This window comes from Streptomyces sp. NPDC003077 (assembly GCF_040611095.1).
In the GTDB taxonomy this organism is placed as follows: domain Bacteria; phylum Actinomycetota; class Actinomycetes; order Streptomycetales; family Streptomycetaceae; genus Streptomyces.
Genome location: NZ_JBEXNM010000012.1, coordinates 132,137 through 152,702 on the forward strand (window position 1 = coordinate 132,137; position 20,566 = coordinate 152,702).

19 protein-coding genes are annotated in these 20,566 nt (G+C 72.9%); 7 read left to right on the forward strand and 12 right to left on the reverse strand.

The genetic code is table 11. The features are described from left to right. Positions 1-19 precede the first annotated feature (19 nt). Positions 20-955 (reverse strand): UTP--glucose-1-phosphate uridylyltransferase GalU, encoded by a 936-nt coding sequence (gene galU / locus ABZX96_RS11620; RefSeq protein WP_355541715.1) that lies wholly within the window; start codon positions 953-955, stop codon positions 20-22. A 150-nt stretch (positions 956-1,105) separates the two neighbouring features. Then, a complete protein-coding gene (locus ABZX96_RS11625; protein WP_355541718.1) occupies positions 1,106-2,185 on the reverse strand; it encodes a ParB N-terminal domain-containing protein in 1,080 nt (359 codons plus the stop codon). 437 nt (positions 2,186-2,622) lie between these two features. On the opposite strand from ABZX96_RS11625, the gene ABZX96_RS11630 reads away from it, so the two are divergent. Then, on the forward strand, positions 2,623-3,315 hold the full coding sequence (locus ABZX96_RS11630) for an IclR family transcriptional regulator (RefSeq protein WP_355541721.1): 693 nt from the start codon (positions 2,623-2,625) through the stop codon (positions 3,313-3,315). Between the two features lie 374 nt (positions 3,316-3,689). On the opposite strand, the gene ABZX96_RS11635 is transcribed toward ABZX96_RS11630, so the two are convergent. Continuing rightward, entirely contained in the window at positions 3,690-4,736 is a 1,047-nt protein-coding gene (locus ABZX96_RS11635; RefSeq protein WP_355541724.1) for a helix-turn-helix domain-containing protein, read from the reverse strand. 279 nt (positions 4,737-5,015) lie between these two features. Between ABZX96_RS11635 and ABZX96_RS11640 the strand changes: the two genes are divergently transcribed. Next, the gene (locus ABZX96_RS11640; RefSeq protein WP_355541835.1) at positions 5,016-5,855 is read left to right on the forward strand and encodes an NAD(P)-binding domain-containing protein; all 840 of its coding nucleotides are present in this window, start codon (positions 5,016-5,018) and stop codon (positions 5,853-5,855) included. A gap of 162 nt (positions 5,856-6,017) precedes the next feature. Here ABZX96_RS11640 and ABZX96_RS11645 read toward each other — a convergent pair whose 3' ends face one another. Together ABZX96_RS11645 and ABZX96_RS11650 are read right to left on the reverse strand one after the other, a co-directional pair. Beyond that, positions 6,018-6,833: a DUF4097 family beta strand repeat-containing protein gene (locus ABZX96_RS11645; RefSeq protein WP_355541727.1), complete on the reverse strand. Its 816-nt coding sequence runs from the start codon at positions 6,831-6,833 to the stop codon at positions 6,018-6,020. A gap of 416 nt (positions 6,834-7,249) precedes the next feature. Further along, on the reverse strand, positions 7,250-8,200 hold the full coding sequence (locus ABZX96_RS11650; RefSeq protein ID WP_355541730.1) for an SGNH/GDSL hydrolase family protein: 951 nt from the start codon (positions 8,198-8,200) through the stop codon (positions 7,250-7,252). A 327-nt stretch (positions 8,201-8,527) separates the two neighbouring features. Here ABZX96_RS11650 and ABZX96_RS11655 point away from each other — a divergent pair, with 327 nt between their 5' ends. Beyond that, a complete protein-coding gene (locus tag ABZX96_RS11655) occupies positions 8,528-9,022 on the forward strand; it encodes a DUF3145 domain-containing protein (protein WP_355541733.1) in 495 nt (164 codons plus the stop codon). 60 nt (positions 9,023-9,082) lie between these two features. Further along, complete coding sequence (locus ABZX96_RS11660; RefSeq protein ID WP_355541736.1) at positions 9,083-10,087, forward strand: NAD(P)-dependent oxidoreductase; 1,005 nt, start codon at positions 9,083-9,085, stop codon at positions 10,085-10,087. 388 nt (positions 10,088-10,475) lie between these two features. Here ABZX96_RS11660 and ABZX96_RS11665 read toward each other — a convergent pair whose 3' ends face one another. The 5 genes from ABZX96_RS11665 to ABZX96_RS11685 all read right to left on the reverse strand — a co-directional run bounded on the left by ABZX96_RS11665 (position 10,476) and on the right by ABZX96_RS11685 (position 15,444). Next, a complete protein-coding gene (locus ABZX96_RS11665) occupies positions 10,476-11,741 on the reverse strand; it encodes a beta-ketoacyl-[acyl-carrier-protein] synthase family protein (RefSeq protein WP_355541739.1) in 1,266 nt (421 codons plus the stop codon). Between the two features lie 76 nt (positions 11,742-11,817). Continuing rightward, positions 11,818-12,066, reverse strand: a complete 249-nt coding sequence (locus ABZX96_RS11670) for an acyl carrier protein (RefSeq protein ID WP_355541742.1) — start codon at positions 12,064-12,066, stop codon at positions 11,818-11,820. Between the two features lie 105 nt (positions 12,067-12,171). Continuing rightward, entirely contained in the window at positions 12,172-13,215 is a 1,044-nt protein-coding gene (locus ABZX96_RS11675; RefSeq protein ID WP_355541745.1) for a ketoacyl-ACP synthase III, read from the reverse strand. A gap of 13 nt (positions 13,216-13,228) precedes the next feature. Then, positions 13,229-14,170: an ACP S-malonyltransferase gene (locus ABZX96_RS11680; protein ID WP_355541748.1), complete on the reverse strand. Its 942-nt coding sequence runs from the start codon at positions 14,168-14,170 to the stop codon at positions 13,229-13,231. Positions 14,171-14,259: 89 nt separating this feature from the next. Next, positions 14,260-15,444: a helix-turn-helix domain-containing protein gene (locus ABZX96_RS11685; RefSeq protein ID WP_355541751.1), complete on the reverse strand. Its 1,185-nt coding sequence runs from the start codon at positions 15,442-15,444 to the stop codon at positions 14,260-14,262. Between the two features lie 59 nt (positions 15,445-15,503). Between ABZX96_RS11685 and ABZX96_RS11690 the strand changes: the two genes are divergently transcribed. Continuing rightward, the gene (locus tag ABZX96_RS11690) at positions 15,504-16,223 is read left to right on the forward strand and encodes a pirin family protein (RefSeq protein WP_355541754.1); all 720 of its coding nucleotides are present in this window, start codon (positions 15,504-15,506) and stop codon (positions 16,221-16,223) included. Between the two features lie 258 nt (positions 16,224-16,481). Here ABZX96_RS11690 and ABZX96_RS11695 read toward each other — a convergent pair whose 3' ends face one another. After that, positions 16,482-17,294 (reverse strand): serine hydrolase domain-containing protein, encoded by an 813-nt coding sequence (locus tag ABZX96_RS11695; RefSeq protein WP_355541757.1) that lies wholly within the window; start codon positions 17,292-17,294, stop codon positions 16,482-16,484. 206 nt (positions 17,295-17,500) lie between these two features. Between ABZX96_RS11695 and ABZX96_RS11700 the strand changes: the two genes are divergently transcribed. Both ABZX96_RS11700 and ABZX96_RS11705 read left to right on the forward strand, forming a co-directional pair. Continuing rightward, entirely contained in the window at positions 17,501-17,968 is a 468-nt protein-coding gene (locus tag ABZX96_RS11700; protein WP_355541760.1) for a MerR family transcriptional regulator, read from the forward strand. Positions 17,969-17,977: 9 nt separating this feature from the next. Beyond that, positions 17,978-19,024: an aldo/keto reductase gene (locus ABZX96_RS11705; protein ID WP_355541763.1), complete on the forward strand. Its 1,047-nt coding sequence runs from the start codon at positions 17,978-17,980 to the stop codon at positions 19,022-19,024. A 78-nt stretch (positions 19,025-19,102) separates the two neighbouring features. On the opposite strand, the gene ABZX96_RS11710 is transcribed toward ABZX96_RS11705, so the two are convergent. Further along, positions 19,103-20,545: an acyltransferase gene (locus ABZX96_RS11710; protein ID WP_355541766.1), complete on the reverse strand. Its 1,443-nt coding sequence runs from the start codon at positions 20,543-20,545 to the stop codon at positions 19,103-19,105. Positions 20,546-20,566 lie beyond the last annotated feature (21 nt).

Here is a 20,566-nt window from a genome sequence, read left to right on the forward strand (position 1 = left end):
TGCGGTCGCTGCGGCGGGTTCATGCCACCAGCGCCGTGGTCAGCTCGTCCAGGTCGTCGGCGGGCATGCCGTCCAGGACGTAGGCGCGCAGCCAGGCCCGGAAGTCCCGGCCCAGTTCCTGGTGTTCGGCGGCCAGGCGCACCACGGTGCGCAGGTAGTCGGCCCGGTCGCCGGTGTCGTAGCGGCGTCCGGTGAAGACCACCCCGTGCACGGGGCCGGCGGTGGTGCTCTGGGCGAGCCGCTGCAGGGCGTCGGTGAGCTGGATCTCGCCGCCGCGCCCCGGGGGCAGGGTCCGCAGGACGTCGAAGACGCCGGGGTCGAGGATGTACCGGCCGATGACGGCGTAGTTGCTCGGCGCGGTGCGGGGGTCGGGCTTCTCCACCAGGGCGCCGACGCGCACGACGTCCTCGGTGTCGGTGGGGGCCGCCGCGGCGCAGCCGTACAGGCCGATCTGGTCGGCGGGCACGTCCATCAGCGCCACCACGCTCCCGCCGAACCGCTGGTGCACCTCGCTCATGCGGGTCAGCAGCGGGTCCCGGGGGTCGATGAGGTCGTCTCCCAGCAGGACGGCGAACGGTTCGTTCCCTACGTGGGGCGCGGCGCACAGGACCGCGTGGCCGAGGCCGAGCGGGTCGCCCTGCCGGACGTAGTGCACGTCTCCCAGGCGCGCCGATTCACGGACGCGGGAGAGCCGGGCGGTGTCGCCCTTGCGCTCCAGGGCCTCTTCCAGTTCCCAGTTGCGATCGAAATGGTCCTCCAGGGGGCGCTTGTTGCGGCCGGTCACCATCAATATGTCGTCCAATCCGGCACGGCACGCCTCTTCCACGACGTATTGCAGAGCCGGCTTGTCCACGACCGGGAGCATTTCTTTGGGAGTCGCCTTTGTCGCGGGCAGGAATCGGGTTCCGAGACCGGCAACGGGGATAACTGCTTTTTTGATTTCGGTTCGCCGCATGCCGATAACCATAGGAGTTCCCGTTGCAAAGGGAAACAGCGTGCAACCGAGGCCCGCGCGAATGCATGCCGTGCGCGGTGAGCAAGTGTTCATTTCCTCAGTTGCACGCTGGTTCGGCAATACGGGTTTTATTTCCCGGTGGCGGCGCGGTTATCCTGCGCGCGAATCCCCGAAGGGGTCGCTGCGGTCCAGTTGCTCGGCGAATTCGTGCCAGGATTCGGCGCATTGCCGCAGCGCGGTGGAGAGGGTCGGCATGCAGTGCTGCGGGAGGGTGTCCAGCAGCTGGCTGCGCTGGGTGATGAAGACCGACCGCGTCTCCAGCAGGCGCAGCACCAGGCGCCCGGCGTCGGTGAACCGCAGGGCGGGGTCCTTGCGCAGGACCCGCAGGGCGGCGTCGAAATCCCGCAGCACCTGCCGGCCGGCGGCCTGCTCGTCCTGCGCCGCGCCGCGCGGGGACGCGCCGGGGGTGCGCGGCTGCGCCTCGGCCTGGGGGGCGGCGGGCCGGTTCGTCCGCTGGCGCGGCGGTACCGGGTCCTGGCCCCGGGTGATCCGGTCCCGGACGTTGCGGACGGTGCCGGGGGAGATGCCGGCCGCCTTGGCGACTTCGCGCAGGGAGGCCGTGGGGCACTGCCTGAGCAGTTGCGCGGCTCGTTCGCGTCCCGCCGCGCTGCTGACCGGGCGGACCCGGCCGTCCCGTCCGGTGCGGGCCGCGGGCATGGCCTGGTCGGTGAGTTCGCGGCGGCGGAGGTCGGCGACGGTCTTCGCCGAGAGTCCGGCCGTCTCGGCGATGCGCCGGTCGGACCAGGCGGGGTAGGAGGACATGATGCGGACGGCGGCGGCGCAGCGTTCCTGGACGGTCAGCGGCAGGCCGTGGCGGACGTTCTTGCCCACCGCGAGGACAAAGGCCTCTTCCTCCGTGCCCTCGAAGAGCCGCGCTTCGATCTCCGTGTCGCCGCGCAGCTGTGCGGCCTTGAGCCGGTGCACGCCGTCCACGACGCGCATCGTCGGCCGGTGCACGGTGATGGGGGGCAGGCGGGTTTCGAGCTCGGCGAGGGCTCGTACGTGGTCGGTGTCGACACCACCGCTCCGCGGCGAGTCGGAGGGTGTCAGTAATAACGCCAGGGGGAGGGTGACGGTCTCCTGGTGCATCGCCAGCCAGAAGTCTCCCGTCGCCTGCTCCGCCGCAGGCAGTGCTTCGGCATCGATATCCGTTCCTGCAACGCTTGGCATCAAACCCACTCCTCAACTGGATGTACGCGAGAAGGAGGAGCCTGCCCGTGCGACGCTGCACAGCAAGACTGAAAACCGCGGTCCTCGGCGACCGCCGTGGAGGAATGCGGAAGGAGTAATCGACATGTGCCCGTCTCGTCCCGTCCGCTTCCTTCGCCGGCAGACTTCGAAAACGTTGGCACCCCCCATGCCGCCCATCACGCCGGGACACACCCGGTTACGGATGGCAACCTTTTAGCCCAATCGATTGGCTAATATTGAATTGGGTGCAACATTCGATCATGTTGTCCCACATCGCGGAACTGACACTCCGTGACGTGGCGGTGCGAGTGTAGCATGCACGGTTTTACGATGCGGAAACGTCTACATAGAGAGCTTGTGAATTCTATATGGTGGAACATACAGGCGAGAGTGGCGGCCCTCGCCGCATCCAGTCCGTGGTACGCGCCCTGGGGCTCCTGGAAGTGATCGGGGCCTCGCCGGACGGCGTCAGGCTCAGCGACGCCGCGGAGGCGATGGGCCTCTTCCGCAGCACCGCCCACAACCTCCTGGCGACCTTGGAGTCCTGCGGTTACCTGACCCAGCATTCGCACGGCGGCCGGTACTTCGTCACCGAACGCGTCGCCGAGATCGCCCGCGGCGCGGTGGGCAACGACGAGGCCCTGCGCGCCCAGGTCCGCCCGGTACTGGAGGAACTCTCCTCGCTCAGCGGGGAAACCTGCTACCTCGCGGCCCCGGCCCTGCGGGACTACGTCTACCTCGACGCCGTGGAGTCGTCCCAGCCCTTGAAACTCGCCGTCCCCGTCGGCGGACGCGAGCCCTTCTTCGACACCGCCATCGGCCATGTCCTCCTGGCCTTCTGTACCGGGGCGGCGCAGGCCGCCCACAAGGAGTCCCCCGCCAAGTGGGAGCAGTGGCAAGACCAAGTCGAGATCATCCGCGAGCGCCAATACGCCCTGGACCTGGAGAACTTCCAGCCCGGCCTGTGCTGCGTGGCCGTCCCGGTCCGCCGGCAGGGCCGCGTGCAGGCCGCCCTGGGCATCTCGGGGCCCGCCGCGCGCCTGCCCCGGCAGCGCCTGAACGACCTGGCGACCACGGCACTGCGCGTGCTGGCCGGCGCCGGCCTGTGACCTTCCGCCCGCCCCCCGCGCGCCCATCGCGGGCGGGCCCACCGCTCCACGGCAGCCCTCGCCACCTCGCGCAGGACCTGCGGTGGTATCCGCGGCACGCTCGGCCGCCGACGCATGGACCGGCCCACCACCCCTGATCCACGCCCCGGCGAGTTCTCCGCAGTCTGGCCTTCCGCACACCCACCCCCCTGAGGGGAAGGTCGGACTGCCCCCCTCGGACTTCAGGTCAGCGTGGCGCCCCTTCTCCGCATGCGCCTTTCACGCCGTCGAGCCGCGCCCCGCCTTCGAGCCGCGCGCCCGCGTCCGGCCGTGCACCGCCTTCGAGCCGCGCCCCGCCGTCGAGTCGTCCGCGCCCTTCGGGCCGCGCGTTCCCCTCAAGCCGCCCGCCGCCGTCCGGCCGCGCTCGCGGCGTCCGCCGCCCCGCCCCCCGGGAACGCCCTGCGGTACTCCACCGGGCTCACCCCCACGTGCCGGACGAAGTGATGGCGCAGGTTGTTGGACGTGCCGAAGCCGCCGAGTTCGGCGACGCGCTCGACCGGCAGGGTGGTGGACTCCAGAAGGTCGCGCACGCGGGTCAGGCGCTGGTGGAGGAGCCAGCGCAGGGGGGTGGTGCCGGTGGTCTCCAGGAGGCGGCGGTGGAAGGTGCGGGGGCTCATCGCGGCGCGGCGGGCGAGGTCGGCGACGGTCAGGGGCTGGTCGAGGCGTTCGCAGGCCCAGGCCAGGACGGGGGCGAGGCTTTCGTCGTCCGTGGCGGGTACGGGCGTGCTGATGAACTGGGCCTGGCCACCGGGGCGGTGGGCGGGCACCACCAGGCGGCGGGCCAGTTGGTTGGCCACCCGGGCGCCGAGGTCGCGGCGGACGAGGTGGAGGCACAGGTCGAGGCCGGCCGTGGACCCGGCGCTGGTCAGGACGTCGCCGTCGTCCACGTACAGCACCGAGTCGTCCACCCGGACCTTCGGGTAGCGCTGGGCGAGTTCGGCCGTGTGCTGCCAGTGGGCGGTGGCGCGGCGGCCGTCCAGCACCCCCGCCTCGGCCAGCGCGAACGCGCCCGCGCACAGGGAGACCATCCGTGAGCCGCCGTCGTACGCCCGGCGGAGCGCGCGGATCAGACCGGCCGGGAAGGGGCGTTCACCCGTGATGCACGCCTCGGGGACGGACGGCACGATCACCGTGTCGGCGTCCACCAGGTCCTCGAAGCCGTACCCCGCCCGCAGCATCAGCCCGGAGCCGCCGGGCGCGGGCGGCGCGCCCTCGGGCGGGGGCGCGTCCCGTGAGCCGCACAGCCGGACGGTGTACCAGCGGTCGGCGAGGTCGGGCTGCGGGATGCCGAAGACGGTGTACGCGACGCTCAGTTCGTACAGGTCCCACAGCGGAATGTCGGCGTCGTCCGTCACCACGATGGCGACCGTCCCGGGATTCATGCGGGTCAGGCTACGACACCCGGCGGCAGGATTTTGGTGGTGGCCGTCAGTTACGCCACTGTCCCGCCGTAGCGCGTCCTGCGAGCGTGGTCCGTACGAGATCACCGCGGCCCGGCGGACGGATGTCAACGGACGACATCCGCCGCCGCCGGCGCGGACGTTGCGAGGAGAGCACCCATGCACGACCACACGCGAGACGCCGCACAGGAGCAGCAGGAGCAGCAGGAGCAGCAGGGACAGGACGGGCGCGAGGCCGTCACCGTCCTCGGGCTGGGGCAGATGGGCACGGCGCTGGCCGCCGCGTTCCTGGACCGGGGCCACCCCACCACCGTGTGGAACCGTTCCCCGGAGAAGGCCGCCGCCCTGGTGGAGCGCGGTGCCCGGCGGGCCGACGACCCGGCCGCCGCCATCACCGCGAGCCGTCTGATCGTCGCGTGCGTACGGGACTACGACGCGCTGCACGAGGTGCTGGACCCGGTGGCCGCCGACCTCGCCGGCCGGACCCTGGTCAACCTGACCTCCGGCTCCCCGGAGCAGGCCCGGGAGATGGCGGAGTGGGCGGAGTCGCTGGGCGCCGGCTACCTCGACGGCGGGATCATGACCACGCCGCCGGGCGTCGGCAACCCGGACATGATGTTCCTCTACGGCGGCGCGAACGACACCTTCACCGCCCACCGCCCGGCCCTCGCCGCCCTCGGCGACCCGCTCCACCTGGGCGCGGACCACGGGCTGGCGTCCCTGTACGACACCGCGCTGCTCGGCACGATGTGGGCCACCTTCACCGGCTGGCTGCACGGCGCCGCCGTGGTCACCGCCGAGGGCGCCGAGGCCGTCGCCTTCACGGAGCTCGCCAACCGCTGGCTGCTCGCCGTCTCCGGCTTCATGACGCGGTACGCGGCGCAGGTGGACGAGGGCGAGTACCCCGGCGACGACGCCACCGTGGACATCCAGATAGCCACCATCGACCACCTGATCCACGCGGCGGAGGCCCGGGGCGTGGACAACGCGCTGCCGCGCCTGCTGAAGGACATCATGGAGCGGGCGGCGGACGCGGGCCACGCCCAGGACAGCTACGCCAGCGTGATCGAGGTGCTGCGGAAGCCGGGCGCGGGAGCCTGAGCCCTGGTGCGGGGGCGCGATACGGGCCGCGCCGGGCCGAGGCCGCGGTCAGGCCGAAGTCCTCGTCAGGGGACGCCCGTTGGCAGTCCGTTGGCGGCCAGGGTCGTCATCGACCGACGGGCCCGGAAGCCGGACCGGTGGCGATCGGCCCGGGGGCTCACCTCAGGACGCCGACCCGACGATGACATCGCCGCCGTCGCTGCGCACCTTCACCTTGTGCGAGGAACCGGCGTCCGAGGGAACGGTGACCGAGCTCTCGCCGCCCTCGGTCCGGGCGTCCACGGCGTACGGGCCCTTCGGCAGGCTGACCTGGACGTTGCCGCCGCCCGTGGAGGCGTCCACCAGGTCGGGGGCGTCGGTGAGGCGGACGATGACGTTTCCGCCGCCGGAGCGCACGGTCGCCTTCTTGGTGGACACGTTCTCGACGCTGACGTTCCCGCCGTCGGTGTCCGCCTGGACGGTCCCGGTGGTGTCGCGGACCTGTATGTTCCCGCCGGCGGTGTCCGTCTGGACGGCGCCGGTGGTGCCCCGGACCTGGATGTTGCCGCCGTCGGTGCGCAGCGTCACGGCCAGCGTCCGGGGGACGCGCACCTCGTAGCCCACCTCGCAGGAGTCCGTCACGGGTGCGCAGTCCTCGGCCTTGAGGGTGAGGACGCCGTCCTTGAGGTGGTGCTCGGTCTTGGGTTTGCGGTCGGCGTAGCGGTAGTGCTCGGTGACGCGGACGGGCCCGCCGTCCTCGTCGGCCGCGACGATGTCGATGTCCCCGCCGTCGGTGACCGCGCTGATCGCGGTGACCTTGCCGTCCACCATGTACGTGCGCTCGCTCGTCCGCGTGTCGTCGGTCACCTGGCACCCGGTGACGACCGCGGCCAGCGCCGCGCAGACCAGCACGGCTCCGGCGGCGCGGCGCACGGTGGCGGCCCGCCGTCCGGAGCGGGGGGCTTGGTGCGCGGGGGCGGCGGTGCGGGATCCGGTCATGGGCGGCGGGTCTCCAAGTCTCCGGGGCAGGGGCCCGGTCGGCGGCTGGGCTCCATCCTCGTCGCCCGGACGGCGCGGGGCGGTAGCCGCCGGGAGGATTTCGATCCCCGGGATCCCCTAGGGGGCGGGTGCCCTTCAGGCGGAGGCGTGCGTGCGGCCGTTGACGGAGCGCCGGGTTCTCCCGCGAGGGACGGCCGGGTTTCCCCTAGGGGGAACGGGGGTTCACCTAGGGGCCCGAGCCTCCTCCCGGGGCGACGCGGAACGACCACGGAACGATCCCGAACGAGCTTGGGGCGACCCGGAACGGCCGTGGGACGACCAGGAGTGGCCTTGGGCCGACCCGGAACGAGCTCCGGCCGACCAGGAACGGCCGTGGGCCGACCCGCCGCCGGATCGAACCGACTCCGGGGGCCCGCTCACCCCACTCCCGTAACCGGCTCCTCCCGGCGGGTGATCTCCTTGTACGCCAGGCCCGCCAGCTCGCGCTGGCCCTCCTTACTGGGGTGGAACCAGTCCCAGGCGCTCAGCTCCCCGGTGGTGAACCGGTAGTCGGACACCGCCCGGTCGAAGCGGCACAGCGTGTCCTTGCGGCACACGTCCCGCAGCGCCGCGTTGTACGCCGTCACCCGGTCCTGCACGGACTGCCGCCGGTCCGCCGCCGCCTTCGAGAGGTCGTCGGGGTCGCGCAGCATGGACGCGCAGATGCCCAGCTTCCACACCTGCTTGCCCAGCGGGTTCTCCCGTCCCTCGGACCACAGCCGCATCAGGTCCGGTACCCCGGCGACGTACACCTGGGTCTTGGGCAGCGCGCGCCGCAGCTTGCGCATCGACGCCTCGAACGTGGTGCGGAAGTCGGCGGCGGGCGTCATGGCGGCGGTGGTGGGCCGGCAGGCGTCGTTGGCGCCGATCAGGACGGTGACGAGCTCGGGCCGGCGGGCCACCGCCCGGTCGACCTGGGCGGGCAGGTCGGCCATCACGGCGCCGGTCTGCGCGAGGTTCCAGCTGTGGGTGGCGGGGTTCTTCACCAGGCGCCGGGCGAGGCTGTCGACCGCGGGGTCGGTGCCGGTGGACCAGGAGACCTCCGGGCATTCGGAGAGCACGCCGCACGCGTCGAACCCGACGGTGATGGAGTCGCCGAGCGCGGCGATCGAGGCCGGATCGGTGCGCCAGGCGGGCGTGGGGCGGGGCGCGGGGGAGGACGGCTTGGTGACCCGGCCGCCGGCCCGGTCCGGCGCGCCCCCGGAACCGTCGTCGTCCGAGCCGGAGGAACACCCGGCGAGGGAGAGCAGCAGGCCGGTGGCGGCCAGCGCGCCGACCACGGCCGAAAAGGGACGACGGTACCGGGTGGACCGGCCGACCTTCGCCATCCTCTGTCCCCCTCCGGTGTGCGAGTGATATCTGTTCCGGTACCGACGGTACGTCACTCTTCGTCCGTCCCCGGCCGCGCGCCACCTTTCACGGCAACGGTCGGGCCTGCGCCCGAAGGGGCGAGTGCGGTCGGCACGGAGAACGCAACACGTCATCCCTTGTCCCTTTTGCGGCAAATTGAGTCTCATGGTGTTTACTGTTGGTTACCTCGCAAGCTGGTGCCGAAGTGATCATCGGGGCAGAATGTCGGCAACTGTCCCGGCCGCGACCGGAACGGGCACGAGGCCGCTGGGGAAGGCGAACCTCGAACCGCACTGGAGGTCCCGGTGACGACACGTGGAGTTCTGTACGTCCACTCCGCCCCACGCGCACTGTGCCCGCACGTCGAATGGGCGGTGGCGGGTGTTCTCGGTGTGCGCGTCCATCTCGACTGGATCCGTCAGCCCGCGTGCCCCGGCACCTGGAGAGCTGAGTTCTCCTGGCAGGGCGAGGCCGGTACGGCCTCCAAGCTCGCCTCCGCCCTGCGCGGCTGGCACCTGCTGCGCTTCGAGGTGACCGCCGAGCCCTGCGCCACCGCCGAGGGCGAGCGCTACAGCGCCACCCCTGACCTGGGCATCTTCCATGCCGTCACGGGCATCCACGGCGACATCCTCATCCCCGAGGACCGGCTGCGCGCCGCACTGGTCCGCTCGGCGAGCGGCGAGACGGAGCTGGCGGCGGAGGTCGCCAAGCTGCTCGGCAAGCCGTGGGACGACGAGCTGGAGCCCTTCCGGTACGCGGGCGAGGGCGCTCCCGTGCGCTGGCTCCATCAGGTGGTCTGAAGGCCGCCACCTCGGCCCTGAGGTTGCCTTCGAGTGGACTCCAACGTCTAGCGTTCCGGTATGGCGGACATGACGAACGCGAACATGGAGACGAACACGGGAACGGCGCGGACCGACGGGAACCCGGCCCGCGGTGACGCGGAACAGGACACGCCCGGCACCCGTCCGGCCGAACAGGACGCGGGCCCGGACCCGGCCGGGCTGACCGTCGCGGTCCTCGGCACCGGCATCATGGGCTTCGCGATGGCCCGCAACCTCGCCCGCGCGGGGTTCGCCGTACGGGCCTGGAACCGCACCCGCGCCAAGGCCGAGCCGCTGGCCGCCGACGGCGTGGAGATCGCGGACACCCCGGCCGCGGCGGTCGCGGACGCCGACGCCGTCCTGACCGCCTTCATCGACGGCCCCGCGACGCTGGCCGCCATGCGGGAGGCCGCCATGGGGCTGCGCGCCGGGACGGTGTGGACGCAGACCGGCACCATCGGCCCCGAGGCCCTGACCGAACTGGCCGGGCTCGCCCAGGCCCACGGGCTGCGCCTGGTGGACGCGCCGGTCCTGGGGTCGAAGGGCCCGGCCGAGAGCGGTCAGCTCCTGGTGCTCGCGGCCGGTGCGCGGGACGCCCGGCCGGTGGCCGACCGGGTCTTCGACGCGATCGGGCGCAAGACCCTGTGGCTGGACGAGGACGCGTCGGCCGGGGCCGGCAGCCGCCTCAAGCTGGTGGTCAACAACTGGGTGCTGACGCTGATCAACGGCGCCGCGGAGACCGTGTCCCTGGCCGAGGGCCTGGGCGTGGACCCGCGCGACTTCCTGGAGGCGGTCGCGGGCGGCCCGCTGGACCCCGGATACCTGCGGATCAAGGCGGAGGCCATCCTGACCGGGGACTACACCCCGCAGTTCGCGCTCTCCGGCGCCCTCAAGGACGCCACCCTGATCGCCGACGCCGCCGCCCGCGCGGGCGTACGGCTGGACCTCGCCCCGGCCGGCGCGGCCCGCCTGCGCCGTGCCGAAGAACAGGGGCACGGGGCCGAGGACACCGTCGCGTCCTATTTCGCGAGCTTCCCGAAGTGAGCGAGCGCGGTGAGCGGGTGCTTTCCGCAGTGAGCGGGCGCTTTCCGCAGTGAGCAGGAGCTTCCCGAAGTGAGCACTCCTGGAGCGAGCGGGGACGGGTGACGGCAGCGGGTCGGCCTGATCCCGTACGAAGACGGCCGACCCCGTTCCCGTCGGAGAAACAGCCGGGCCCGTCCCCGTCCGTAAGACAGCCGGGCCCGTCCCCGTCCGGAAGACGGCCGACCCGAGCGCCGCCCGTTCCCGCCCAACGGCCCAACGGCCCAACGGCCCAACGCCCCAACGGCAAAGGTGGCCCCCCGGCGCAACCGCCGAGGAGCCACCCTGCTCAGATGTCGTCACCCACCCCGAAGCCGCGGGTCAGAAGACCCACCGCCCCGGGATCAGGCCCTCACACCGACCGGAACGCCAGCACCACGTTGTGGCCGCCGAAGCCGAACGAGTCGTTCAGCGCGGCGATGGTGCCTTCGGCCGGGAGGGCGCGGGCCTTGTCGCGGACGATGTCGCCCTCGGCCTCCGGGTCCAGGTTGGTGATGTTGATCGTCGGCGGCGCCACGCGGTTCTTGAGCGCCAGGATCGAGGCGACGGTCTCCACGCCGCCCGCGCCGCCCAGGAGGTGGCCGGTCATGGACTTGGTGGCGGAGATCGCCATGTGGTCGGCGTCATCGCCGAAGACCTTGCGCAGCGCCTTCAGCTCGGCCAGGTCGCCCTGCGGCGTCGAGGTGGCGTGCGCGTTGACGTGCACGATCTCGGAGGCCTTCAGGTCGGTGTTGGCCAGCAGGTTCTGCAGGGCGTGCGCGATGCCGTTGCCGGAGGGCTCGGGCTGCACGATGTCGTGGCTGTCGGCGGAGATGCCCTGGCCGACGGCCTCGGCGTAGATCTTGGCGCCGCGCTTGGCGGCGTGCTCCGCGGACTCCAGGACGATCACGCCGGCGCCCTCGCCCAGGACGAACCCGTTGCGGTCGGCGTCGTACGGGCGCGAGGCGCCCTGCGGGTCCTCGTTGTTCTTGGACATCGCCATCATGTTGCCGAACGCGGCGATCGGCAGCGGGTGGATGGCCGCCTCGGTGCCGCCCGCGACGACCACGTCGGCGCGGCCGGTGCGGATCATCTCGATGGCGTAGCCGATGGCCTCGGCGCCGGAGGCGCAGGCGCTGACCGGGGTGTGCACGCCGGCCCGGGCGTTGACCTCCAGCCCCACGTTGGCGGAGGGGCTGTTGGGCATCAGCATCGGCACGGTGTGCGGGGAGACGCGGCGGACGCCCTTCTCCCGCAGGATGTCGTACTGGCTGAGCAGGGTCGTCACGCCGCCGATGCCGGAGGCGATGACGGTGCCGAGGCGGTCGGGGTCCACGGACCCGTCCTCGCCGGCCTTGCCGGTGAAACCGGCGTCCGCCCACGCCTCACGCGCCGCGATGAGCGCGAACTGCGCGGAGCGGTCCAGCTTGCGGGCCTGGGCCCGGGGGATGATCTCGCCCGGGTCGACAGCGGCCTGTGCGGCGATGCGGACGGGCAGCTCGGCCGCCCATTCCTGCTCCAGCGTGCTGACGCCGGAACGTCCGGCGAGCAGGGCCTCCCAGGTCGAGGCGCTGTCGCCACCCAGCGGTGTGGTTGCGCCGATACCGGTGACGACCACGGTGCTCTTGGTCGCGTTCACGGAAATTCCTACTCCACGGGTAGAGGGTTGAGAATCAACGGCGCCACCGCGGGGTGGCGACATGCTTCGGGGCTGATCAGCCCTGGTGCTTCAGGATGTAATCGGCGGCGTCGCCGACGGTCTTGAGGTTCTTGACGTCGTCGTCCGGGATCTTGACCTCGAACCGCTCCTCGGCGGCCACGACGACCTCGACCATGGACAGCGAGTCGACGTCCAGGTCGTCGGTGAAGGACTTGTCCAGCTGGACGTCCTCGGTGGGGATCCCGGCGATCTCGTTCACGATCTCGGCGAGACCGGCGAGGATCTCTTCCTGAGTGGCGGCCATGATGGCGCTCCTTCGATGTTTTTCAGCGGAAACTGCGTTATTCGGGTAAAGCTCGGCGCGTGGCGCCGTACGCCCCGGAGGACGTACGGACCGCGCAGATCTTGCCTAGGGGAGGGTAACGACCGTCGCGGCGTAGACGAGACCCGCCCCGAAACCGATGACGAGCGCGGTGTCCCCGCTCTTCGCCTGCCCGGTCGCCAGCAGCCGCTCCATCGCGAGCGGAATCGAGGCGGCCGAGGTGTTGCCGGTGGTCTCCACGTCCCGGGCGACCTTCACATTCTCCGGCAGCTTCAGGGTCTTCACCATCGAGTCGATGATCCGCATGTTGGCCTGGTGCGGGATGAAGACGTCCAGGTCCTGCGGGCTGACCCCGGCCGCGTCCAGCGCCTGCTGGGCGACCTTGGCCATCTCGAAGACGGCCCAGCGGAAGACGGCCTGGCCCTCCTGGGTGATCGCCGGGTAGCGGACCTCCTCCACGGGGACCAGGGAGTCGGGCGCGCTGCCGGGCGCGAGCTTGGTGCGGTAGACGTCCCAGGGGAGCGTCTGCATGATCGTGTTGGCCTTGTCGCCCTCGGAACCCCACACCGTGGGGCCGATCGCCGGCTCCTTCGACGGGCCGACGACCACCGCTCCGGCGCCGTCACCGAACAGGAAGGCCGTCGCGCGGTCCTCCGGGTCGGTCAGGTCCGACAGCCGCTCCACGCCGATGACCAGCACGTATTCCGCGCTGCCGTCGGTGACCATGCCCTTGGCCAGGGTCAGGCCGTACCCGAAGCCCGCGCAGCCCGCCGAGATGTCGAACGCGGCCGGCTTGTCCGTGCCGATCTTGAACGCGATCTCCGTGGCCACGGCCGGGGTCTGCTTGAGGTGCGAGACCGTGGCGACGATGACGGCGCCGACCTGCTCGGGCCGGATGCCCGCGTCGGCGATCGCCTTGCCCGAGGCCTCCACCGCCATGGAGGTGACGGTCTCGTCCGGGCCCGCCCAGTGGCGGGTGGCGATGCCCGACCGCGAGCGGATCCACTCGTCGGACGAGTCGATGTGCTCAAGGATCACCTCGTTGGGCACCACACGGGTCGGGCGGTAGCCGCCGACACCCATGATGCGCGCGTACGGGGCGCCCTTGGCGGGCTTGATCTTCGCAGTCATGCTCTCGGGACTCCTATTCGGCCGGGGCGCCGTGCTCGGCGATCAGCGAGCGGGCCGCGTCGAGGTCGGCGGGGGTCTTCAGCGCCAGGGTCGGCACGCCGCGCATGGCCCGCTTGGCCAGACCCACGAGGGTGCCGCCCGGCGCCAGCTCGACGAAGGCGGTGGCGCCCAGCGCGGTGAACGTCTCCATGCACAGGTCCCAGCGCACCGGGTTGGCCACCTGGCCGACCAGTCGGCGCACCACGTCCTGTCCGTCGGACACGACCTGGCCGTCCTTGTTCGAGACGTACCGCGTGTGCGGGTCGGCGGCCTCCAGCTCGCCGACCGCGGCCTCCAGCGCCGACACGGCCGGAGCCATGTGCGCGGTGTGGAAGGCGCCCGCGACCTTCAAGGGTACGACCTTCCGGGTGCCCTCCGGCTTGTCCTCGGCCAGGGCCGCGAGCTGCTCGGCGGTACCGGCGGCCACGATCTGGCCCGCGCCGTTCACGTTCGCCGGGGTCAGGCCCAGCTTCTCCAGGTGCGGCAGCACGACCTCCGGCTCGCCGCCCAGCAGGGCGGACATGCCGGTCTCGGTGACGGCCGCGGCCTCGGCCATGGCCTGGCCGCGCTTGCGCACCAGCGTCAGGGCGGCCTCGTCGGTGAGGACCCCGGTGAGCGCGGCGGCGGCCAGCTCGCCCACGCTGTGGCCGGCCGCGGCGCCCACCTGGCGCGCGAGGTCGTCGGCCGCGGGGAAGAGCTGCCGCGCGGAGATCAGCGCCGAGGCGACCAGCAGCGGCTGGGCGACGGCGGTGTCACGGATCTCGTCCGCGTCGGCCTTCGTGCCGTAGTGGACCAGGTCCAGCCCGATGGCGTCCGACCACGCACGGAGGCGGTCTTCGACACCGGGGAGGTCGAGCCAGGGGGTCAGGAAGCCGGGCGTCTGAGCGCCTTGGCCGGGAGCGACGAGTACGAGCACCCTCACACTCTCTCTTGTCAAAGGCCCCATCCGCCCGTGGGGACAGGGACGAAGAACCATCAGGGGAATTGTCGGTGTCCGACAAAAGGCTAGGGCTGCGACCCACCGTCGGCCAGGCGCCCCAGGATCAGCGCGATGCGCAACGTGAACGCCGAGCGGACGTCGGACGGCGACCATCCGGTGACGTCCGTCACACGTCGGAGCCGGTAGCGCACGGTATTGGGGTGGACGAACAGCATCCTGGCGGCCCCCTCCAGACTGCTGGCCTGTTCCAGATACACGCTCAGCGTCTCCAGGAGCGCCGACCCCGCCTCCTGAAGCGGTCTGTAGATCTCCTCCACCAGCTGCCGCCGGGCCGTGGGGTCCGCGGCCATCGCGCGCTCGGGCAGCAGGTCGTCCGCGAGCACCGGCCGCGGGGCGTCCGGCCACGCCGCGCACGCCTTCAGACCGGCGGCGGCGGCCTGCGCGGAGCGCGTCGCGGCCAGCAGGTCGGCCACCACCGGACCGGCCACCACCGGGCCCGCCGCGTACGGACCGATGAGGGCCTTGGCGGCCTTGAGCGGGTCGTCGCTGCCGCCCGCGATCACCACCAGGCGGCGGCCGAGGACGCCGGTCAGGACCTGGAGCTTGGCGTGTCGGGCCGCGCGGCGGATGGCCTCCACCGTCAGCTCGCTGTCCCCGTCGGGCGCGGTGCCCAGGACGACGCAGACGTGCTCGGGCGAGTTCCAGCCGAGCGCCGCGGCCCGGGACACCGCGCCCTCGTCCGCCTCGCCGGACAGCACCGCGTTGACCACCAGCGACTCCAGCCGCGCGTCCCAGGCGCCGCGGGCCTCGGCGGCCTGCGCGTACACCTGCGCGGTGGCGAAGGCGATCTCCCGGGCGTAGACGAGCAGCGCCTCGCGCAGCACCGCCTCGTCCCCGGGGGCGGCCACGTCGTCGATCGCCGACTCCATGACCTCGATCGTGGTGCGGACCATCTCGACGGTCTGCCGCAGCGTGATCGCGCGGGTCAGCTCGCGCGGCGCCGTTCCGAAGACGTCGGTGCTGATCGCCTGCGGCGTCTCCGGACGCCGGAACCACTCGGTGAACGCGGCGATGCCCGCCTGGGCGACCAGGCCGATCCACGAGCGGTGCTCGGGCGGCATCGCGCGGTACCACGGGAGCTGGGCGTCCATGCGGGCGATGGCGCCGGCGGCCAGCTTTCCGGACGACTTCTCCAGACGGCGCAGGGTCGCCGAGTGCGGGTGCGCGTCGCGCGATGCGGGTTCAGACACGGGGACAAGCCTGCCTTATCGGGGCGGTGCGGTGACGGGGCGGGGGCTACCGTGTACCGGTGATCGAGGTACGCGGAAGCGAAGAACGGTACCGGGGCGGGGACACCGAGGTGGGCATCGAGACCCGCCACGCCTTCTCCTTCGGCCACCACTACGACCCGGACAACCTGCGTTTCGGCGCGCTGATCGCGTGCAACGAGGAGGCGCTGGCGGCGCACGCCGGGTTCGAGGAGCACCCGCACCGGGACACCGAGATCGTCACCTGGGTCGTCGAGGGCGCCCTGACCCACCGCGACTCCGCCGGGAACGTCACCGTCGTCCGGCCCGGCGACATCCAGCGTCTGAGCTCCGCGCGCGGCGTGCGGCACGTCGAGCGCAACGACGCGGACGTGCCGCTGCGCTTCGTCCAGATGTGGCTGGCGCCCACCTCCTTCGGCGGCGAACCGTCCTACGAGGTGGTGCGCGCCCTCCCCGACGACGCGCCCTACGCGGTGCCGCGGGCGGGCGCCACGCTGCGGGTGTGGCGTCCGAAGCCGGGCGACCGCACGGCGCTGCCCGCTGCCGCCCGGGTCTACGTGCACGTCGTCCGGGGCACGGTCACGCTCGGCGACGCCCGCCTCACGGCCGGGGACGCGGCCCGCCTGGCGGACGAGTCCGGGGCCGGGCTGATCGCGTCGGAGGCGGCGGAGTGCCTGATCTGGGCGATGGACGCGGAACCGGTGTACGGGGGCGAGGGGTCGGGCGGGCCGGAGGGGCTGCTGCCGGAGGGGACGTCGTGAGCGGGGGGTGACGGTGGCGGGGGCGGTCCGTTTCGGGGGCGCCCCGGGCTCGCCGCCCTCGGCGCGGCTCGGCCCGCCTTGGGCCCTTGAGCACGCCCGGCGCCGCGTCCACCGGAGGGGTGTGCGGCCCGGCGCCCCGTTCCGGGGTTGCCCCGGCCCCGCAGCCTTCGGCGCGGCTCGGCCCGGGCCCCTGAGCAGCCCCGGCGCCAAGCCGCCAGTGGGGCGTGCGGCCCGGCGCCCCGCTCCGGGGGTGCCCCGTCAGCCCAGCTCCGCCAGCACCGCGTCCGTCAGCGGCGGCCACGCCTCGATGGCCCACGGCCCGAAGGCCCGGTCCGTGAGCGCGACGCAGGCCGCGCCCGCGTCCGGGTCCACCCACAGGAACGTGCCGGACTGGCCGAAGTGCCCGAAGGTGCGCGGCGAGGACGCGCTGCCCGTCCAGTGCGGGGACTTGCCGTCCCGGATCTCGAAGCCCAGGCCCCAGTCGTTCGGCTTCTGGTGGCCGTAGCCGGGCAGCACGCCGGTCAGGCCGGGGAAGACGACGTTCGTCGCGTCCGCAAGCGTCTGCGGGGCGAGCAGCCGCGGGGCCAGCAGCTCGGCGGCGAACCGGGCCAGGTCGGCGGCGGTGGATATGCCGTCCTTGGCGGGGGAGCCGGGCAGGTCGGTGTCCGCCATGCCGAGCGGTTCGAGCACCGCCTCGCGCAGGTACTGGGGGAAGGGGATGTCGGTGGCCTTGGCGATGTGGTCGCCCAGGACCTCGAAGCCGGTGTTGGAGTAGATGCGGCGGGTGCCGGGCTGGGCCATGACGCGGTCCTCGTCGAAGGCCAGGCCGGAGGTGTGGGCGAGGAGGTGGCGGACGGTGGCTCCGGGCGGGCCGGCCGGCTCGTCCAGCTCGATCGCGCCCTCCTCGACGGCGAGCAGCGCGGCGTACGCGGCCAGCGGCTTGGTCACCGAGGCCAGCGGGAACCGCCGCTCCTGGGGCCCGTACGCACCGGCGGTCGTCCCGTCGGCCCGTACCACGACGGCCGCCGCGTGGGGCACCGGCCAGTTCTCGATCATCCGCAGGCTCTCCATGGCATGAGCGTAACGCGCCGGTACGACAGTCGGTCCGGCGTGCGAAAGCCCGGGGACGGCAACGGCGGGGGCCTGACCAGGGCCGGAACCGGCGCCCCGGAGCGCGGCAGCCCAAGATCGGGTCAAGACTCCGCTTGCTTGGAGTGCGCTCGAACTCTCTAGCGTTGAAGCCGTCGAGGGTCAGCCACGGCAACGGGAGGCACGCGATGACGGTGACGGTCACGGAGGAGGCGCGGGGCGGGACGGCGATCTGCGGGGTGGTCCCGAGCCGACCGGTCCACCCGCGCCCGGACGGCCAGGACCGATACACCATCGGCGAGGTCGCCGGGCACACCGGCCTCAGCGCGCACACCCTGCGCTGGTACGAGCGGATCGGCCTGATGCCGCACGTCGACCGCACCCACACCGGGCAGCGCCGCTTCACCAACCGCGACCTGGACTGGCTGGACCTGGTGGGCAGGCTCCGGCTGACCGGCATGTCGGTGGCGGACATGGTCCGCTACGCCGAACTGGTGCGGGCCGGCGATCAGACCGTCGCCGAGCGGGAGGAACTGCTCACCGCGCACCGTGAGGACGTCCGGCGGCGGATCGCCGAGCTCCAGAGCACGCTGCGGGTTCTCGACTACAAGATCGATCTCTATGCCGACGCCCGGCGGGCGTCCGAAAGGTTGTGAGTATTCCGCATGGTCTCCACAGGAAGTGCCGCGGGAACGAGCGGCGCCGGGCCGCTCCCCACCGTCGAGCTGGGCCGCGGCGGACCGCGCGTCAGTGTGCAGGGCCTGGGCTGCATGGGCATGAGCTTCGCCTACGGCCCCACGGACGCGGACGAGGCGCGCGCCACGCTGGAACGGGCGCTGGAGCTGGGCGTCACGTTCTTCGACACCGCCGACATGTACGGGATGGGGGAGAACGAGGAGTTCCTCGCGCCCTTCGTCCAGGCGCACCGCGACGAGGTGGTGCTGGCGACGAAGTTCGCGATCTCCCTGGACCCCGACGACCCCGCCAAGCGCGTCATCCGCAACGACCGCCCGTACATCCGCCAGGCCGTCGAGGCCAGCCTGCGGCGGCTCGGCGTGGACGAGATCGACCTCTACTACATGCACCGCCGCGACGTGAACGTCCCCATCGAGGAGACGGTCGGCGCGATGGCCGAGCTGGTGGCCGAGGGCAAGGTCAAGCACCTGGGGCTCAGCGAGGTCACCGGCGACGAACTGCGCGCCGCCCACGCCGTGCACCCGATCGCCGCCGTGCAGTCCGAGTGGTCGCTGTTCAGCCGCGACGTGGAGCGCGGGGTCGTCCCGGCCGTACGGGAACTGGGCGCCGCCTTCGTGCCGTACTCGCCGCTCGGCCGGGGCTTTTTGACCGGTGCGTTCGTCCACGCGGACAAGGAACTGAGCCGGGAGGACTTCCGTAAGACCATGCCGCGGTTCACCGGCGACAACGCCGCCGCCAACGCCGCGCTGCTGGAACCCGTACGGGAGATCGCCGAGGCGCACGGCGCCACGCTCGCGCAGGTCGCGCTGGCCTGGGTCCACGCGCGGGCCGCGGCCCACGACGTGACCGTCGCCCCCATCCCGGGGACCCGGCGCCGCACCCGCCTGGAGGAGAACGTGGCCGCCGCCCGCCTCGCGCTCACCGCCGGGGAACTGGAGCTGCTGGAGCCGATCGCGGACCGGGTCGCGGGGACGCGGTACGCGGACATGGGGTTCACCTCGGCGGGACGGGAGTAGGCGGGACGGGGGTGGGGAGGGGCGCTCAACAGCGTCCCTCCCCACCCCCCGGTTTCCTCCGCCGGTCTCCGGGACGCTTTACGCCAGCCCCAGCGCGAACGCCCCGAACCCCGCCGCCAGCACCGCCGCCACCGCGCGCAGGGCGCCCGTCACCCCGGTCCACGGCGTCTCGAACCGCCGGGTGAGGCGGGCGATGGCCATCAGCACGAGGGCGAAGACCGGCAGCCAGGCCAGCCGGGCCAGCACCCAGCCCACCGTCTCCGGGGCGGTGGTCAGGCCAGGGACGTGGCCGGCGAACGAGGCCAGCGGGACGGCGGTGGTGAGCATCGCGGTCTGGTGCCAGCACAGGATCGTCATCGCGCAGAGGTTGATGACGACGACGGGTGCCCACAGGGCGGGCCGGCGCAGCAGGGCGGCTATCCGGTCGCGCAGCAGGATCGCGGCGCCCGACTGGGCGGCGGCCAGGGCGAGGACCAGCAGGGACGGCGGGTGCGAGTTCGTCCGGGCCTCGCCGGGGACGCCGACCATGCTCGCCGGGTAGTGGAAGAACACCAGCAGCGCGGCGAACAGGGCGGTGCCGCCCAGCAGCAGCGACCACGCGGCCCGCCGCCCGAGCCGCCCCCCGGCCCACGAGGCGCCCAGCTGGTAGGCGAACATCCAGCCCGGCAGCAGGTTGAGCAGGCTCAGCCAGGACGGCATCGCGTCCGCGTACGGGCCGTAGCGCAGGAAGTCCACCACGGCCACGGCACCGAGCAGCGGCGCGGCGGCCCAGGCCCCCATCCGGTCCGCGGCGCGCAGGCAGTACGGCGTCAGCGCCGTGATCACCGCGTAGACGCCGACGAACCACAGCGGCTGGATCACCAGCGTGGCGCCCGTCCGCAAGGTGGCCTCCGGCACCCCGGCCGCGTACAGCAGCGAGGCCAGCGCCGCCCACACGGCGGTGACGCCGAGCACCGGACGGCCCAGGCGGACGAGCCGCCCGCGCAGCCACGCGCCCGTGGCGACCCCGCCCGCGGCGGCGCGGCGCAGCGACAGCGCGGAGGCGTAGCCGCCGACGAGGAAGAAGATGCCGAGCGTCTGGAGCACCCAACTGGCGGGCGCCAGCCCGGCGAGCGAGGACAGCGGGCTGGCGTTGTGCAGCGCGCCGCCCTCGTCCAGGGTGAACCCGCCCACGAGCCAGTGCCCGGCCGGCACCGTCAGCAGCGCGAACGCGCGCAGGCCGTCGATGGCGCGGTCGCGGTGCGCCGGGGTGCGGGCGTCGATGGACCGCGCGGCGGCGCGCAGCGCGGCGCGGGGACCCGGCCGCCGCTTCCGCCGGGGGCGGGGCGCGGGGACGGGCGCGGGCGCCGTCGCCGTGCGGGACGCTCCGTCGGCGGCGAGGCGGGGCGCGGGCCCGGATGCCGGGCCGGTCACGGACTCGGCGGCCGGACCGGTCACGGTCTCGGGGATCGGGCCGGTCACGGGCCCGTGCGCCGGGCCGGTCACGGACTCGGGGGCGAGCGCGCGGGGCACGGTGGTCATCGGGTGTCCTTTCACGAGCGG